13 protein-coding genes and 1 pseudogene are annotated in these 16,030 nt (G+C 59.4%); 4 read left to right on the forward strand and 10 right to left on the reverse strand.

Going from position 1 to position 16,030, the window contains the following annotated elements:
• From CUR21_RS13300 to CUR21_RS13335, 8 genes are all read right to left on the reverse strand, one after another.
• The coding region (locus CUR21_RS13300) for a recombinase family protein (RefSeq protein ID WP_100197558.1) at nucleotides 1–1,768 on the reverse strand (1,768 nt) is incomplete at its 3' end.
• Between the two features lie 490 nt (nucleotides 1,769–2,258).
• Nucleotides 2,259–2,687, reverse strand: a complete 429-nt coding sequence (locus CUR21_RS18640) for a hypothetical protein (protein WP_157792020.1) — start codon at nucleotides 2,685–2,687, stop codon at nucleotides 2,259–2,261.
• Nucleotides 2,688–2,727: 40 nt separating this feature from the next.
• Nucleotides 2,728–5,040, reverse strand: a complete 2,313-nt coding sequence (locus tag CUR21_RS13310) for an AAA family ATPase (protein WP_100197560.1) — start codon at nucleotides 5,038–5,040, stop codon at nucleotides 2,728–2,730.
• 126 nt (nucleotides 5,041–5,166) lie between these two features.
• The gene (locus tag CUR21_RS13315; protein ID WP_232622803.1) at nucleotides 5,167–6,150 is read right to left on the reverse strand and encodes a GIY-YIG nuclease family protein; all 984 of its coding nucleotides are present in this window, start codon (nucleotides 6,148–6,150) and stop codon (nucleotides 5,167–5,169) included.
• Nucleotides 6,151–6,355: 205 nt separating this feature from the next.
• Nucleotides 6,356–6,877: a hypothetical protein gene (locus tag CUR21_RS13320; RefSeq protein ID WP_100197561.1), complete on the reverse strand. Its 522-nt coding sequence runs from the start codon at nucleotides 6,875–6,877 to the stop codon at nucleotides 6,356–6,358.
• Nucleotides 6,878–7,289: 412 nt separating this feature from the next.
• Nucleotides 7,290–9,209 carry a relaxase/mobilization nuclease domain-containing protein gene (locus CUR21_RS13325; RefSeq protein WP_100197562.1) on the reverse strand — a complete coding sequence of 640 codons (1,920 nt, stop codon included), beginning with the start codon at nucleotides 9,207–9,209 and terminating at the stop codon, nucleotides 7,290–7,292.
• On the reverse strand, nucleotides 9,187–9,546 hold the full coding sequence (locus CUR21_RS13330; RefSeq protein ID WP_100197563.1) for a hypothetical protein: 360 nt from the start codon (nucleotides 9,544–9,546) through the stop codon (nucleotides 9,187–9,189). The genes CUR21_RS13325 and CUR21_RS13330 overlap by 23 nt, the downstream gene beginning before the upstream one ends.
• 10 nt (nucleotides 9,547–9,556) lie before the next feature.
• Complete coding sequence (locus CUR21_RS13335; RefSeq protein ID WP_157792021.1) at nucleotides 9,557–10,024, reverse strand: hypothetical protein; 468 nt, start codon at nucleotides 10,022–10,024, stop codon at nucleotides 9,557–9,559.
• A gap of 688 nt (nucleotides 10,025–10,712) precedes the next feature.
• On the opposite strand from CUR21_RS13335, the gene CUR21_RS18645 reads away from it, so the two are divergent.
• Nucleotides 10,713–11,519 carry a hypothetical protein gene (locus CUR21_RS18645; protein WP_157792022.1) on the forward strand — a complete coding sequence of 269 codons (807 nt, stop codon included), beginning with the start codon at nucleotides 10,713–10,715 and terminating at the stop codon, nucleotides 11,517–11,519.
• Here the strand turns inward: CUR21_RS18645 and CUR21_RS13355 are convergent.
• Together CUR21_RS13355 and CUR21_RS13360 are read right to left on the reverse strand one after the other, a co-directional pair.
• Nucleotides 11,489–11,974 carry a DUF4411 family protein gene (locus CUR21_RS13355; protein WP_100197567.1) on the reverse strand — a complete coding sequence of 162 codons (486 nt, stop codon included), beginning with the start codon at nucleotides 11,972–11,974 and terminating at the stop codon, nucleotides 11,489–11,491. The genes CUR21_RS18645 and CUR21_RS13355 overlap by 31 nt on opposite strands.
• The gene (locus CUR21_RS13360; protein ID WP_100197568.1) at nucleotides 11,974–13,227 is read right to left on the reverse strand and encodes an ImmA/IrrE family metallo-endopeptidase; all 1,254 of its coding nucleotides are present in this window, start codon (nucleotides 13,225–13,227) and stop codon (nucleotides 11,974–11,976) included. The genes CUR21_RS13355 and CUR21_RS13360 overlap by 1 nt, the downstream gene beginning before the upstream one ends.
• An 819-nt stretch (nucleotides 13,228–14,046) precedes the next feature.
• On the opposite strand from CUR21_RS13360, the gene CUR21_RS13370 reads away from it, so the two are divergent.
• The 3 genes and pseudogenes from CUR21_RS13370 to CUR21_RS18810 all read left to right on the forward strand — a co-directional run bounded on the left by CUR21_RS13370 (nucleotide 14,047) and on the right by CUR21_RS18810 (nucleotide 15,796).
• Nucleotides 14,047–14,937, forward strand: a complete 891-nt coding sequence (locus CUR21_RS13370) for a site-specific integrase (protein WP_100197569.1) — start codon at nucleotides 14,047–14,049, stop codon at nucleotides 14,935–14,937.
• 12 nt (nucleotides 14,938–14,949) lie between these two features.
• Nucleotides 14,950–15,168 (forward strand): annotated as a pseudogene (locus CUR21_RS18805) (transposase zinc-binding domain-containing protein); the annotation flags it as partial.
• A 133-nt stretch (nucleotides 15,169–15,301) separates the two neighbouring features.
• Complete coding sequence (locus tag CUR21_RS18810; protein ID WP_198431720.1) at nucleotides 15,302–15,796, forward strand: transposase; 495 nt, start codon at nucleotides 15,302–15,304, stop codon at nucleotides 15,794–15,796.
• Nucleotides 15,797–16,030: the final 234 nt, after the last annotated feature.

Below are 16,030 nucleotides of genomic sequence, written 5' to 3' on the forward strand. Positions count from 1 at the left end.
ATAACCTGAAGGCCGCAGGTTCAAATCCTGCCCCCGCAACCAAATCTAATTCTTCAAAAATATCAAAGGCTTCAAAGTCGGCCTCCGCTGAATGCGAACTGTTTGATCCCAAGCGCCCCGTAACCCGCGGGGCTTTTTGTGTTTGGGTCGATGCGTCGATGACCTCATGCACCGGCAGACCGCAGGCCAGGCGGAGAAGGCTTGCCAAGGCCCCGTGAAGGTAAATGGCAAGGTCGGGTTTGCCGGTCTCGCTCTCCTCGGCCGTGACCGGCACGAGATCCAGCTTCTCGATCAGCGCCCGCAGCGCCTCCTTTGCCTTATCCATCTGCTCGGCCTCCGACAGGCCCGCGATCAGCTGGCCGATCCGGTCGCGATACGTCTTCGCCATGCCGGGATGAATGCGGATCGGGTCCGGGGCAGGGGAGGCCGAGAGCTGGCGTTCCAGATCCTTTCTGCGTGCGTCCAGATCGATCATCCGGTCCTTCACCTGATCGGCGGGCACTCCGGCCAAGATCGCATCAACCAGCTTCTTGTGATCGGTGCTGACCTGCTTGAGCTCTCTCTCAAGGTCGGCACGTCCCGCTTCTCGGTTCGCCTGCAGCCGGTTCCGTTCGGCGGCATATTCCTCACAAAAGATCTGCACCGCCTCTTCGTCCATCAGATGATTTTCCAGCGCATGCAGCACCCGAGCTTCCAGGTCGACCTGCTTGATCACCGCCATGTTGGTGCAGACCGCCGTGCCCTTCTTGCGGGCGGTGGAGCAGCCGAAGCCGTCCTTGGACACCTTCGAAAACCCGCCGCCGCAGCAACCGCAGGCCATCAGGCCAGAGAAAAGGAACTTTGGTCGGCGCCGATCCCAGATCGGCACTTCGGTGTTCTTGGTCTTCATCGCGCCCTGACGCGCCTTCACTTGGTCCCAGAGGGTGTCGTCGATGATCCGCAGGTGAGGCACAGGCACCGAGGTGACCCGATCTTCCGGATTAAGTCGCGACATCCGCTTACCCGTATCCGGATCCTTGCTGAAATGCAGTCGGTTCCACACTAGGCGACCTGCATAAAGTTCGTTGTTTAGGATGCCGGTTCCGCGATCGCGGTTGCCGAGAATGGTCGAAGTGCCCCACCAGCCGCCACGCGGCCCCGGAATGTTCTCCGCGTTAAGAGCTTCCGCAATCTTCCCCGCTGAAATGCCTTGCGCGTAATCTGTGAAGATCCGGCGCACCACCTTCGCCTCGGCTCGATTGATCGCTCGCTCCCCGTGTTCGGCCTTGCCGTTCACCTCAGTGCCAGGAAGCACATCATAACCGTAGGCGTTGCCCCCGGCCAGTTTACCCTGTTTGACGCGGCCCTTCTGTCCTCGATGGGTCTTGATGCCGATGTCGCGCAGCAAGATCTGGTTCATCGTCCCCTTCATGCCGATCAGCATGGCGTCAACCTTGCCTTCCGTCAGGGTCTGGATCTCGATCCCGGCATGTTCCATGCGTTCATGGAACTTCGCGATATCGGCAAGTTTGCGCGACAGCCGGTCCATCGCCTCGGCCAGCACGAGGTCGAACTTGCCAAGCTTCGCGTCGCGCTGCAGCGCCTCGATTCCGGGGCGAAACATGCTCGCACCAGAGGTGGCGCGGTCGTGATAGGTGCCGACGATTTGCCAGCCTTCGCGTGCCGCCAACTCCCGACACGAGTCAATCTGATCCTCGATCGAGGCGTCGCGCTGTTTGTCCGTCGAAAAGCGCGCGTAGATTGCAACGCGCAATGAGGGCTTGGTCATAGTGGGTCTCCCGGATAGGGGAAGGGTCAATCGTGGGTCTCGGCACTCGCGGAATCACCAGCATCGTCGGCCCGAGCCGCCGCTCGCGCAAGTGCGCGGATCATGTGCAGGAAGAGCGCCCGGTCCTGGGGCATCGGATGAGAGGAAGCGCGATTGGCCTTTGATCTGTCCTTGTCCGGAGACGGACACGCGGGTGTGGGCGCAGACATCACTGCGGTGGAGGAGGCTGTAGCCAGCCCCTCCTTCTCGCATGCATGTCTTCTCCGGTCCCGTGCCATAGGCCGAGTGCTCCCGCCCTCCGAGTGCGGTGCCGCGCCCGTGGGTCCAACTGATCTGATGGTCTGCCGGGTCGGTCCCGACGCTCATGAACTCAGTATAAGGAAATGCGCGGGCGGTTCTGCGGATGAGCCGACGAAAAGCAGGGTGAAGCGGCTGGAACATGTGGATAACCTCATGAAAACGAAAAACATATCGGTGAAAATGGCCGATCTTACAGGATTGTCGGGCTGATCGCCGCCCCGCTGCAGAAATGAAAAAGCCGAAGGCAGAAAAATCCGGATTTTTGCAGAAGACGGAAAACACGAAGACAAAGTGCAAATTGATCTGCTGAAAACACAAAAATCAAAAACGCAATCTGTTCTGGAAAAATACAAAGACCAAAGACCGCATCCTTCTTTTTGAAAATGCGAAAACTCCTCCACAGCCCTTTTTGAAAACACAAAAACCGCAAAAAGCGCGCCTGTGCGGGCAGGTCAGCTTCAAACAAGGCTGACCTGATGAGCAGCCGAAAAGCCAAAACTTCCCTCGGCGACACGACTTCCCAAAAATGAAACGATTGCCTCTTTCGAGAAGATGTGTCGCCTTGACGTCTATGGCACCGTATCCAGTGAGCCAGCCCATCATCGGGTTCTGCTCTCATCAGGATATGTCGGTGCGTTGGAATCTTGGTCGTGCGTTGATTAGGTCACCACACGCGGCTGCGATGGTGCATCACAAGGTGATGCCATGTGATCTTCCGAAGAGTGAGGATCGTCCGCGGCATTGCAAACATCTGTAAAGGCCACATCTTCCGGCGCATCCGCATCCGCATCGCCAAGCATATCCAGCGGCGATGTCACCTGCCTAAGCCATCCCTTCAACTTCGCGCCGCTAAGCTCACGGCCGTGCAACAGCGCGCGGGACATCTCGCGCAGCAGGTCTTCCTGTGAGGTCAGGACGGCAAGCGCCTTGGCTTCCGCTTCGGTGAGGTGTTGGCGCACACGGGTGCGAATGGTGGGGTTGCGTAATGCGACGGCGTTGGAGGCTTCATCCCACAAGAGGCCATTTGCACCAAGGCCCAGCCTTGTCTCGATCGACACGGCGAGGGTGGTGGCAAGCGACAAGTCCGAGGTGGTATCGCCACCGCTGCCAGCGGAGATCTCCGTAAACAGCAGGCTCTCGGCCACACGACCGGCAAGCAGATAGCTGAGCTCGGCCTGCAGATCGGAAAGCGTGCCTTCATGCGTCGCAAGACGACGATGCGTCTCGCCGCCCGTGCTGGTGAGCAGCACGCGCTGGACAATGCCACAGTCGAGGGCGGCGGCGGTGATCGCATGGCCGCATTCATGCACCGCCACGCGCCAATCCCACGCGGTCTGGCGCGGATTCGTCAGGATGCCCAAGTGGTGTCGGATTATCTGCAGAGTGAGGCTAGTGCCGCGTTGCCGCGCCTCGGCGCGGGCGGCCCGCAAGCCTGCGTCTACCTCCGCGGCGCTGCGACCGATGGCGGAGGTGGCGAGGCTGTGCAGGTCGTCGGCCTCGATATCTGACTTGAGGTGGCGCTGCAGGATGTCTCGGATCATCGCAGCATCTGGCAGCCCCATTTGCACTTTGATGTCGAACCTTCCCGCACGCAGCACCGCCGGATCCATTGAGGTCGGATCGTTACACGCCCCGAGAACGATGACGCCTGCCTCGCGCGCGATGGCGTCCATCTCATGCAGGAAGGCGTTCACCACTTGTCGGTGATAGGTGCGGCCGTGAGTGTCTGATCCGCTGCGCGATCCGACGGCGTCGATCTCGTCGATGAAGAGGAGGCAGGGGGCCTTTGTGCGTGCGGCAGCGAAGCTGCGGCGCATCTCGCGCAGCATGTCGCCGAGGTGCCCTGCGGCTTGCCATTCGGCAAAGCTTGCTTCCTGCATTTTGATGCCCGCCGTGTTGCCCATTGCACGTGCCAACCATGTCTTGCCGGTGCCGGGCGGGCCATAGAGCAGCATGGAGCGTGACAAGTCGGACCATGCGACACTGCCCTCCTGCCACAACCGCAGGTCTGCCACCAGCTGCCGCGCGGCGATGAGCGCCGGGGAATCGCCAGCCATCTCGTCGAGATGCGGCAGTGACTCTTGGGGTTTACGCGGCTCGTTGGCGGCGGCGATGCGTGTCGCCACGCCAAGCGCTGTCGGCGCGCGCAGGGCAAGCCTCAGCGCGGAAGTGGGGAGATCCGTGAGCTGATCATCGCCCGGTAGCACTGCACGCACCGCGGCTTCGTCGATCCGGCCCGTCGCGCTGTGGCTGTGGCGCAGATGCGCGATCATGACCTCCGCGCTGAGCGGTGGCAGCGCCAAAATAGTGACAGTTGCTTGGTTGCGGAGCGCATCAGGCAGATCGTTTGCGTCTGGCATAAGCGCAAGAATCGGCACGACAGTGTCGATGGCAGTATCGATGTCGTCGAGAAAGCGCCCAAGTTTGAATTTGCTGACCTCCTTCTCTTTGATGTCCGGATAAAGCAGGAAAAGCTCGGTGGTCTCGCTGAGCCCCTCCGGAGTGTCAGAAATCTTGAGGCGGTCAGGTAGCAGCCCATATCGCAGCACTTGTTCGGCGACCTTGATCTCGGTTGCTGCAAATCCAGTGACAAAGGTTACCGCACCGTTTTGCAGCAAAGGGTGCAGGGCCTGTGCGGTGCCGAAGAGCATCGAAAGCCGGATCGACAACGAAAGCTCTGTTGGGGGCAGAGGGTCCGCGGGTTTGCTCTCGCCGGTGATCAGCGTGGCCTCTGCATCGGCTCCAGCGTTCCGCAATTCGTCCGCAACATCATGCGGCAGATGTGGGAAATCTTTGGCGCGCATCCAGTCGTCGAAGGTTGGGCGCTTGCGCGTGCCGTCTGCGGCGATCGGGTTGAAGTGGTCGAGCCAGTGTTCGCCGCTTTGATCGCGATCTGATGCGATCAGGCGCTGGATGACTTGCTCAGCAAAAGGAAGCCAAGAGGGAGTGAAAAGGGTATCTGGTTTATGCATCGCGCCATCCTTCGATCTATCGGGAAAACATGCTCCAGTGATGGCGCGCGGGAAGTGCGCCACCTGGTTTTGCGATTGGGTTCTCTTCGGTAAGAGGTTGGGTGTTCTCTGCCTTGCAGAGGTTGCTCAGCTATCGAGTGCGCGGCGCGCGATGCCGTCGAGCAAGGCCAAGACGTCTTGCGTCAGGCTTGTGTCATAGATCTCCGAGCACACGCGAATCTTGCCGCGATATACCCGTGGATCAACAACGGCTTGCGGATGGCGGTCGCGCAGTTTGGCGTGCAGTGGCTTCTCAGCGCAGATGGCATCGTGGCCAGTTCGCATCGGCACCCGCCGCAGGATCTCGCAGGGCATGTCGCGGCCGATCCGCAGTTGATGCGCGAGGCGCGAGTCTGGGTCACGCGAGTAGCCCAGTTTGACCAGTTCCTGACCGCTGGGCAGCGTGAAGCGCATCGCATAGAGGAAGCTTAGCGCCGCCGCCCAGCCTTCCCCACAGCTCGAGCATTCAAAGCGACCCGTCTGCATATTGGCACGCGCGATGCGCTGAGTGGCGCCGCAGCCATCCGCATGCGCATAGAGCCTGTAATTGGGGTTGCCTTGCAGATCGGGACCAAGGAGCTTCCAGCCTTTTGCGTCCGCTTCTGAGGCCTCGGTTGCGGCATGACATGTCTCGCAGCGCAAGCCGGTGTTGCCTGCCGCCATGCGGCGGACGATCTCGTGCTGTCGGCGCAAACTATGGCCGCAGGGCGCGCGGTAGTGGCTGTAATGCCTGCTGTTGGCATCAAGCCGCAGATGCGCGAGACCAGCTGCCGCCGCATCTTGGTTAAGGCGTGCGATCATGCAAGCCGGGCAGTGCGGTTGCGCCGACATCAGCGTGTAAATGCGGGACGCGTGGACATGGCCGCACGCATCGCAAGACAGTGCAAGATGATAGCGGTCGCGGATGCGCCCAATGATCGCGAAGCCTTTGGCCGCAGCTGCCGCCTGCCATTGCGGCGCGATGGGACCGGGATAGGGCAGGGGGATCTCTTCGCTATCGGACACCTTACAGGACAGGATGGGTGCCTTGAATTGGGGGAGGTGTGTCTTGGGCGTGTAGCGGGGTGGCATGGGCATTAGGCAGTCTCCCGGGTCTGGGTGATGGGGAAATCATCGGGGGCGCGCAGCCGCAGGGGATGCCGGGCCATAAGGGCAGGGCAGCCTCCGGCGGATTGCGCGGGCTCTATGGGTGGAATGTCAGAGGGTATGCGCGGACAGAGCGCCTGAGGACCTGTAGTCTCAAACAGGCCGCCCATTCACTTTCAGAGCATCGGGATTATGCGGCGTTTAGAACGAGCTCACGTTCAGCCGTCAGCATGGGCAGATCTGGCGCGTAGGCATCGAGATCGGCAAGCTCATCAAGGCGCAGGAGCGCCGTGTCAATCAACGCGCAAACGCGGCGGCCAACAGGACCCGGTTCAATACAGCGAAACAGGGTGGGATGCGCGAGCAGAGACCGGGCGCGCATGAAGTCGTTCGGGTCCTCCGATCCAAGCAGTGCGTCAGCCAAAACTGATAAGCGTAGGAGCGGCACATCGGATGCGCGCGTGACCTTGGCATCGCGGATCTGACGCAGAAATGTTGTGACAACTGTCAGGCTTTCCTCAGCCTCGCGCAGCCAGCCCGTGAAAGCGGCGTCCCAGATATCTACATCTTGAATGTCGCGCTCTGCTTCAATGTGTTGGGCGAGGGCGCCGAGGAAGCGTGAGAACAGCGAGGCGATGAGCGTTGGCGCATAGGTGCCTTTGCGCAGGTCTTCAGTCGCCGCAAGCGGCGTGGTAACGGTGGACTTAGCCATTTTTGATCTCCAGACAGGTCAATGGTGGTGAGGACTGGAGGGAAGGTGAGATTTCCTTCCAGTCCGCTTGTTCTTTGCTACAGTGTAGTTAAATGTAGGGTCATTGCCTTCACCTGTCAACTTCAAATAACTACAAATGGATACAAATGACTCAGAAAAGTTTGCCCATATCTTTTCGCCTAAGTCCTGAGAAAAAGGAGGCGCTCGAGGTGGCCGCGGAAGCTGACTCTCGCTCGGTGTCGTCACTGATCGACAAAATCATTTCTGATTGGCTCCGCGAAAACGGGCATCTTCCAAAGTAAAGGCAGACTTCTGGCGCTCAACGGCAATCTAGGCCTTTGCGGTAACGGTGGTGCGCTATCGAAGGATTTGCGACATCCCGTGGGTCACCAGCGTTAAGGGCGGTATGGGCCTACTCGCTATTCTGGGGTTTTGGCTCTGGCCGCTTCGTCAAACTGTTTGATCGCTCCGCTGGCCGGCTTTCACCCGCCTGACCCCTCGGAATAGTTGCCGAACCATCCTCGACTTGCCAGCGAACAAGCTTGGCGGAGGGTATCAGGTCTTTCAGACGTGTAATCAAGGCATCCTTTTCAATATCAGATGCGCTGCCAATCGTGATGTCACGGCCTTTGGTCAGTCTTTGTAGATGTGCTGCCTCGGCAGGACCAAATTGATCACTGACCCCAATTATCAGCACTGGCTGGCCTTGCAGGCGAACAGCCGTAGCAAGCGCCGCCATGCCATCCCGGACAATCAGGCAAGTGATTGCATCCCGAGGACCGATTACAATCAAGCCGCCCGGCGCGCCATAATGAGCTAAACTGCTCCGCCCTGCTGATTGGGTAAGGTCAATTCGTGTGAAACCAACAATACTCTCATCTTTACGTCGGCGCGGTAGCAGGATGTCTCCCTCACCATCGCCCCGGATGTCATCGGCATAGCCTGCAATCGCGTCGCGCAGAGTGGATGGCAGTCCAGAATTCTGCGTGCGCAGCGGTGCGGTGAACCACGCCTGACGCGCCGATGTTAGGTCGCCTGGCGTTGAACCTATTCCATCGTTAATGCCACGGTTTCCGGAACGCCTCAGGATATCACGATAGCGCCTGCGTGCCGCCTCTTGCGGGTGGGCTTGCGCGATTGCGTCCAAGGGAAGGGCGGCGCGCCTATGGATCCCTTGTGTCGCGGATCGCAACTGGTGGCGTGCCATCTTATGCTGCTCGTGCATGACTTGGCGCAGAGCTTGTGCCATCGGGCTTTTGCTGCCCCGTAGGATCTGGCGCACCGCCGCTTTCTCTGCGGCCTGTGCCTGAGATAGTCGCCGCTGAGCCTCCCTCGCCTCAAGGCGTGTTTTCTGTTGCTGACGCTGTTTACCCAGAATGGGTTGCAAAAACTTGCTTGTAAGGGTCACCAACGCCGCTTCCGCATGTCCGTGAGCAGGTGCTGTTGGATCCGGCAAAGCCGTTGTTGTATTGCCTGCGTTAAGGTCAGGGACAAAGGTCCCGATCCTCTGCTGCAGCTTGCGCAACCCACAGGCCGTCCCAAGCTGACTTGCTGCCACCTGCCATGAGCGGACACGGTGCGAAATCCTGGCGCCACTTCGATATAAGATATACCGCAGATCATAGGTGCGCAGTGCACTATGCACTTCTTGCCAGCTCTTCGCAGTTTCCAATCTATGGCGCAGCCAGATCTGAACTCTCGGCGCGAGAATGTCGTAGAGGATAGGCAAACCGCTGCGCCGTTCAAGAGCTCGGGCCGCGTCTGGCGTCGGTCGCAGGCCCAGAGCACGGTCGCGCACCTTGGCGCGCCAATGTGCCTTCGGCTTGGGCACAAGTGTGATGCCCTCATCGCCGGACTCTATATCAAATCTCCCGCGGTCGGCATTCCACCCCATGCGTGCTTCCACCCTCCGGCAAACCAGTTCCAGGCGAGCATAGTCCTGCCAGAGGGAGAGGGCTTTCCCTGTAATAGGGTGCACACGGTTCAGCACGACATGCACATGTGGGTTGGGTCGGTCCCGATGAACCGCGATAACCATTTGATGTGAGGCGGCGCCGATGTCGATCATCACAAGCCGAGCAGCGTTGATCATCGCCTCATTGCTCGGACGTTCTGTCTCAGGCCAGGACACGACAATATGTGTTGCCGGATGCCTTACGCCATCGTTTAGCCCATGCGTAATTTGCATTTGTTCCCGAGCGTCTTGCCAAACTCCACAAAGGTTGATGCAGCGCACGAGAACAGCCTTCCGACTGATATAGGCGATCCTTCCGCCAAACGGACAACCGAGCGTTTCGGTTCGCCTAAGGTTAGGGCACACCTTCGCGATCATTGTCGATCACCTTTCTCTGCAGGTCACGGAGATCCTGCGACACTCGCAGGATCTCTTGAGCGATCTTTTCGGACGGCACCTTCAAGGTGAGGCGCGCGATGTCCTGCATTTGGCTGGCCAGCTGGCCCAGTGCGCCGCTTAACATACGGTCCGACGCACTGGGGTTGCCGCAACTGTTGCGCAGTTGATCGCGAGCCCATCCGGCGAGCCCATGTGCGCCGCACTTCTGCGCGGCGCGAAGGAACATCAGATGCTCTGCGGTCGAGACCCGGATCTGTATGAGCGCTTGACGACGTCTTTTGTTTGATCGCGGTGCGCCGTCGCCTGCCTTGGCCATGTTGCCCCCGTTACCTTTGGAAGCTTGGCGTTGGTTGTGCGGCGGAGGGTGCAGGACCGTCGTGTTGCTTCAATGCCGGCACTCCCGAAGCGTCGTGAGCGCGGGGCGACGGGCTCATTTCATCGCGTTTGGCTTCGGGCGCAGGGGCTTTGGCCTTTTGGCCAGAAGTCGTAGTCTTTCGCTTGTCTCTTGCTGCACCAACCGCCGTTTGATCCTTTGGTTCTTTGTCACGCAGATAATGTGCCAAAGTGCTGGCGCTGATTTTCACGCCCGCATCGACCATCATCCCAGCGATGTCGCTGAAATTGTAGCCCTTCTGCACCGCGCGCAGAATTGCTGCGCGGTTCATGTCGACAACATCGCGCGCAGTCAAAGAGGTTTTGGGCTTTGGTGCGAGCGCATCAAACTTCGGTGTGAATGCCTGGGACATTTGCAAGGTAATCGAGGTCTTCGCGGCTGAGGCTTTTGTAGGGAACATGAGCTTCTCCATTTTTTCATGTCGTCCCTTTGGAATAGGATCCACTTCAGAAAAAACTACGCATGCCTTTTCGGTTATCCACAGGTATGCTTCGCTCGTCGCAAGCGGCACTGCGTCATCTCTCGAGGCGTTGCCTGACAGGGGCCGCCTGCTCTCCCCAATGGCTTACCCTTCTGCCAAAGATCGATTTCCCGCCGACCATCAGCCCTCCTCAGGCAGTAAACCTTTCATGTTTTTCGCAGGGTATGGCGACGGTCATACCGTCCGACTTGTGGGGTCATGATGCTTTGCGGAAGACGAAGGCAAAATGCGAGCGCGGGCAGAAGAGCCCGTTTGGTATAGGACCCACCAAATAATGTCCATTCTGGTGGGTTTTTGTTCATTGCGGCACATAGACATTGTCCACCAATGATGGCCTTTGTAGTTTATGTAAGTTATTTCAATAGGTTGACCTAAGCTCTGATTTTCAGGACTTTTCAACGTGGCATTTGCCGTCCCCACGCCCCACCCGGATTGACGCCAAACCTCCCTTGCTCAATGTTGCCAGCCATCGACCCGGCCTTGCTCACACTGAGCAAGGGGCCCTGCAGGCCCGGTCGTTCCTTGTCAGCGCACCCGTCTAGGCGCGCTCCATGCGGCCCTGCCGCGCCTGGCCATCGAAGGAACAGCCATGTCAAATTTTCGCATCATGAAGGCAGACTATCTGGACTCTGTAGTCGCAAAGGATGAGCTCGTTGCCCATCTGGTCAAACACAAGCGCAAGCTGATTGCCGTCAGGCTGGATGCCGAATGCCCGCTGAGTGACCCAGCAAAGGATGACGACCGCCCTTGGGCAGAAACGCTGGGCGAGATCACGCTCCCATCGAAAGAGCAGACCAAGATCAGGCAGCGCGCAGAACAGCTCATCAAGCGTCGGACGGCCGCCAGCGGTATATGGCACCTAAAGTCGGATGACCTGAAGAAACTCGAGGCCCTCAAGCACGGTGTTCGCATGGCAAGAATTGACACCGAGCATCAGGCTGATGAACGCGCCGCACCCCTGCACGCAGAATTCCCATGGATGGGGCAAGCGACCGAAGCCGTCTGGCATGCGATGCGGCAGTCCGTTCGGGTGGGCGATCCGGGCCTGCGCATCCCATCCATCCTCCTCGATGGCCCGCCGGGGATCGGCAAAAGCGCCTGGGCCCGCGCACTTGGCGATCTCATCAAGATGCCGACCGTGGTCTATGAGGCCACAAACGAGAATGCGTCCTTCGGCCTTGTCGGGTCGCAGCGCGGCTGGTCCAATGCCGGACCGGGGCGGCTGATGAACAGCATCCTGCGACATCAGGTTCTCGCCCCGGCCCTTGAGAGGGCAAACCGGTGTGGTTCGCCTTTGGTCCGGACCAGCCCTTGGTATTCTTCGCAGGCATTCGCACCGACTGGACCTCGGTGCGCGCAACCCAAAAGCACTGAGGCGGGTGCTCAACCTATCCTGAAGTCCGCCTCTCGATAGAACCCGAAGTCATTTAGCCATATGACGCCGCAGACGTTGCACACGTCTGGCACCTTCCGGTTCGCGCGCTGTTTCGATGGCTTGGAAAGCTCCTTCGTTACAATCGTTCGGTCCATCTTGCCGAGGGCATAGGCGACGAGAAAAGGGTCCTTCCCGATTTTTTGCAATTCCGTCGCATCCAGATCGGGAGCGTATCCCTTGGAGACCACATGCCGGAGAGCCGTCACGTCAGCCCGCTCATCTAGACGGAGGGCGGTCTTGGCATCGGCTTCTTTCAACCAGTCCGCAACGTCATCGTTTCCGGCTGTCACCTCGTCGGCAATTTCGCGGGGAATTTTTACACGGCCAGCTCGGCCGCACTCGATAAGCCAGTCCCAGAACTGTGGGATGCGCTCAATCGGATAATAATCGCCATTCGCCCGGATTAATGTATTGGCGTCAAGGAGGTAGAGCACTATGTTGCCTTCCTCCTCGGAGCGCCGTTACCGAGGCCCATCACGCTGGATAGCAGGGGTTCAACTGCACCGGGGCGCACACCCAAAACCTTCGCGGCCGTGGTATGGGTGACGGTATCGGCGCGAAGTCCATGCCCCACAAAGCGTAAAAGGGCTTCCCCCAAGCGATGGCGACGGACGACGTAGTAATTCGGCCCGCCTTCGGTGTTGCGATTCTGGTCTCGTTCACGGGCACGTTGGCGCTGCCATTGCTCGGCAAGAATGCGGACAACCTCGCCATAGGTCTCCGCATCCGTTTTCCGCTCGCGCCAAAGTCGATAGGCGGCCATCGCTTTGCTGACGTGCCATTCCCGACACAAAATCTCGGCCTCCTGAATGACAGCGTCGGCCGTCACCAGTCGGGGCAGTCGTGCCAATGCCTGATCCGGCAGTAGCAGTTCGCCCGCCACGTCATTGCAGAAGCGTTCAATTCGAGCATTAGTTGTATGCGGTTCCTCTTTCGCGGGAAGGCCGCTAACGCCGGTATTGCCGACGAAAATATGCACCAATTCATGAATCAGGGTGAACGACCACGCCGCTTTGGCGTCCTGGTCATTGATCACGATCATAGGCGCGAGCTTGTCGGCAACCGCAAAGCCTCTGAAGACCTTCGGAGAGATCGCGGTGTGATGGCTTCCGAGATCGCCCAAGAGGATGACAAAGACACGGAGGGCTTCGGTTCTGCGCCGCAGTTCCGTGAAGAGGTCTTCAGGTTGGCGCATCCCTCGCCGGAAGCTGCGATCATCTTCAATTCTGAGTGCCGCTTTAATCCGATTGGCGGCCTGCATGACTGGCGTGCTGATGGTGAGCGTGCCCACGAAGCCGACCAGCTCAGCGTCCTCCTCGTCCTCCATCATGTCGCGCAAAATGCTCTGCCGTGTCCGCACGTCCCGGACAAGGGCATCCAGCCATGCCGCTTCCTGCCGCGCGACCGGCGTGCGCATCGTGCGAAAATCCTCGCCCCGGTCTGCCGGGCGCGGCGGTTCCGCCATGTAGAAGGAAAGAAGAGGGCGGTGGTATGCGGCTGCCATCTTGGCTAGCTGCGCCTCGGACGGCGCGCGCTCGCCGGCCTCCATCGCTTCCAGTTTTTCGGCCGCCGTGGCGCGCGTGCCAGAGGTCAAGCCAATCTTGTGCGCAGCCTCCTCTATGGAGAGCCCCGCCGTCTCGCGTGCCCAAACTAGGACCGCAGGATTGATAGCTTCCTCAACGCTCATGTGCGTGCCTTGGCGGCTGATGCCTTCTATTGCGGTTCATTCTCCTTAGATGGGAATGAAATTCCAGTGAAAGAGTCTATGCGCCGAAAATTGATTGAGTGATCGCGCCCATGTGAGTCCCCTGTGCAACGCCTTTCCGAATGCGGCGTTGCACCTGAGGGCCCCAATATAGAGCTGGGCGGATCTCTACCACCCGGTCCCTAAGGCCGCGCATGACCCTCCGCTTTTGTCCGCCTAGCTGCCCCCAAGGTCGGCTCAGGAGCATTGGCACGAAGAGCCCTGGGCCGCTGGTCGGCGGTGGAGCGCGCTACATCTCCAGTGTCTGGATCATTTCTACCCGTGTTTCAAGTCTTCCGCTTTCGAACTACGCAGTCAGGAAAACATTGGTAACGTACAAAGCAAGTCCTCCACCAACCACGCGGACACCGATAGAATGTGTGTTTGCATCGTTCTGCTGACGGTGTGAAAAAGCTTTGAAGTTTGACCCCACCAAGTTTTATTATCTCTCTTATTTTCGAGACTTTGTTTTCCGAACGGTGGGGTCATCGTTGAACGCTGAAGATGGGACCCAACCGCGTGCCGATCCACACCAGATATGAACGACCGCTTTCGCTATTCACATCGAAGCGGTGTGCCAAAGCCGACCGTCCGCCAAGAGCCGATTTCGTCTCCACCCTCGCAACGGGCGGAGGGACTAAGCCGCTCCGCGGCATTGGCGCTTTTGGCAGGCGTTTGGCATCCAATTCAGCGTTACTATTTGTGTGAAGCCTTTCCGGGCTGACGATGTGGGTCTTCCCACCCGTCAGACAGGAGGTTTCGATGAAGGAGGAGAAGACCACCCCGCTGCGCCAGCGGATGATTGAAGACATGCATATCCGTGGCTTGTGCGCGAAGACCCAGCAGGGGCACATCCGATGCGTCAAGCATTTCGCGTCTTTCCTTGGGCGATCGCCAGATACAGCCACACCGGAGGATCTGCGGGCCTATCAGTTGCAGATGACGAAGGACCTGGTGTCGGCCATCACGTTCAACGTCCGGATCATTTCGCTGCGGTTCTTTTTCAGCGTCACCTGCGGCCGCGAGGAGATGAAGCGATACATGCAGTTCCATCGCCAGCCGCGGAAGTTGCCGGTGGTGTTGAGCGTGGAAGAGGTTGCAAAGCTTCTGGCCTCGGTGCCGGGGCCCGGATTGAATTATCGGGCAGCCCTTGGCATCAGCTACGGGGCGGGGCTGCGGGCCTCGGAGGTCTGCAACCTCAGGGTCCGCGACATCGAGAGCCAGCGCATGCTAATCCATGTCGATCAGGGCAAGGGCAGCAAGGACCGACAGGCCATGCTGTCACCCAGCCTGCTGGAGGTGCTGCGGCAATATTGGCTTGAGTCCCGTCCCGAAGGCTGGCTGTTTCCGGGCAAGCCAAAGATATCGCCTCTGTCACCCCGACAACTGAAGCGAGCCTTCATGGCGACCAAGGATATGGCTGGGATCACGAAGCCGGCGACCCTGCATACACTGCGCCACAGCTTCGCCACGCACCTGTTGGAGGCCAACACCAACGTGAGGGTGGTCCAGGTGCTGCTGGGTCATGCCAAGCTCAGCACCACGGCGCGGTATGCCCATGTCGCCACCAAGACGATCCAGAGCACTGTCAGCCCCTTCGAACAGATGAAGCTTGTCCAGGACAGGGTGCTCCGATCCGACGGGCCGGATTGACGCCGGGGCCCTATGCCCCGGCCATCGCTGGAACTGGCTGACATCTTCCGCACCCATGGCCCTGCGTGGCGGCAGGCCAATGCGGGGCATGTCAGCCTGACCCAGCTCAAGGTGATGTCGGCCATCGAAGCCTGCCGGACCGAGGCTCTCGGCGGGCATGTGGCCGGGTGCGCCAGCTGCGGCCATCATCACATCGCCTATAATTCCTGCAAGAACCGGCATTGCCCCAAAATGTCAGGGCCCGGCGGCGCGGGACTGGAGGGCGGAGCATGGGATTGTCGCCCCACAAGGGGTGTGGAACCTGCGAGGCATCCAACGGCGGATCAATGAGGCCGATAGTGACATCGAGCCATTGGTGATCGAGATGTCGCGGCTCTACCTTGCACAGATTGAGGCCCTTTCGGCCCGGGTCAGCTCACTGGAGGCGGTCTTGAAGAAAGAAGCCGCACAGTCTGATGCTTCATCGCAGATGATGACGATGCCCTGCCTTGGGCCAATCACTGCCATGGCCATCGAAGCCTTTGCACCCGCGTTGACGGTGTTCCAGAAAAGCCGGGATTTTGCCGCCTGGCTGGGGCTTGTGCCGCGCCAATATTCCAGCGGAAGGAAGCAGGCTTTGGGGCGCACCTCCAAAATGGGTCAGCGTGATATCCGGCGCCTTTTGATCACGGGTGCAATGTCGGTCAATCGCTGGGCCAGCCGAAAGGGCGCTGCCCCGGGCTCCTGGCTTCATGCTATGCTGCTGCGCAAACCCCGCATGGTTGTCGCCATTGCGCTCGCCAACAAGATGGCCCGCATCCTTTGTGCCATGGAGACCAGGAAAGAAGTCTACAGAGATCCGCAACTGGCTACCGTCTGACGACGGTCGGACAGCCAAGGACGGGGCGTCGGTGTGTGAGAAGGTCGCAGGACAGTATGGACAAAGATCGGTGACAACGGTTCTGGAAACACATCCGGGTCAATGGACTTCGAGCCCATAGAACTGATCTCGCATCAGAACCGCGCAGCTCCATACCGGCCAGCGGCCATGCGATTGCCGCACGACAGGCCTGATACATGACCGCACCCGATCACACATCAACGCTGTTCAAAA

The sequence above is a fragment of the Pseudorhodobacter sp. MZDSW-24AT genome (assembly GCF_002794355.1).
Lineage (GTDB): Bacteria > Pseudomonadota > Alphaproteobacteria > Rhodobacterales > Rhodobacteraceae > Pseudotabrizicola.

Bases quoted from the DNA above. Each gene is read 5' to 3' on its own strand.
- CUR21_RS18640 (WP_157792020.1), bottom strand. From the start codon at position 2,687: ATGAGAGCAGAACCCGATGATGGGCTGGCTCACTGGATACGGTGCCAT.
- CUR21_RS13310 (WP_100197560.1), bottom strand. From the start codon at position 5,040: ATGCATAAACCAGATACCCTTTTCACTCCCTCTTGGCTTCCTTTTGCT.
- CUR21_RS13315 (WP_232622803.1), bottom strand. From the start codon at position 6,150: ATGCCACCCCGCTACACGCCCAAGACACACCTCCCCCAATTCAAGGCA.
- CUR21_RS13320 (WP_100197561.1), bottom strand. From the start codon at position 6,877: ATGGCTAAGTCCACCGTTACCACGCCGCTTGCGGCGACTGAAGACCTG.
- CUR21_RS13325 (WP_100197562.1), bottom strand. From the start codon at position 9,209: ATGATCGCGAAGGTGTGCCCTAACCTTAGGCGAACCGAAACGCTCGGT.
- CUR21_RS13330 (WP_100197563.1), bottom strand. From the start codon at position 9,546: ATGGCCAAGGCAGGCGACGGCGCACCGCGATCAAACAAAAGACGTCGT.
- CUR21_RS13335 (WP_157792021.1), bottom strand. From the start codon at position 10,024: ATGTTCCCTACAAAAGCCTCAGCCGCGAAGACCTCGATTACCTTGCAA.
- CUR21_RS18645 (WP_157792022.1), top strand. From the start codon at position 10,713: ATGAAGGCAGACTATCTGGACTCTGTAGTCGCAAAGGATGAGCTCGTT.
- CUR21_RS13360 (WP_100197568.1), bottom strand. From the start codon at position 13,227: ATGAGCGTTGAGGAAGCTATCAATCCTGCGGTCCTAGTTTGGGCACGC.
- CUR21_RS13370 (WP_100197569.1), top strand. From the start codon at position 14,047: ATGAAGGAGGAGAAGACCACCCCGCTGCGCCAGCGGATGATTGAAGAC.
- CUR21_RS18810 (WP_198431720.1), top strand. From the start codon at position 15,302: ATGTCGCGGCTCTACCTTGCACAGATTGAGGCCCTTTCGGCCCGGGTC.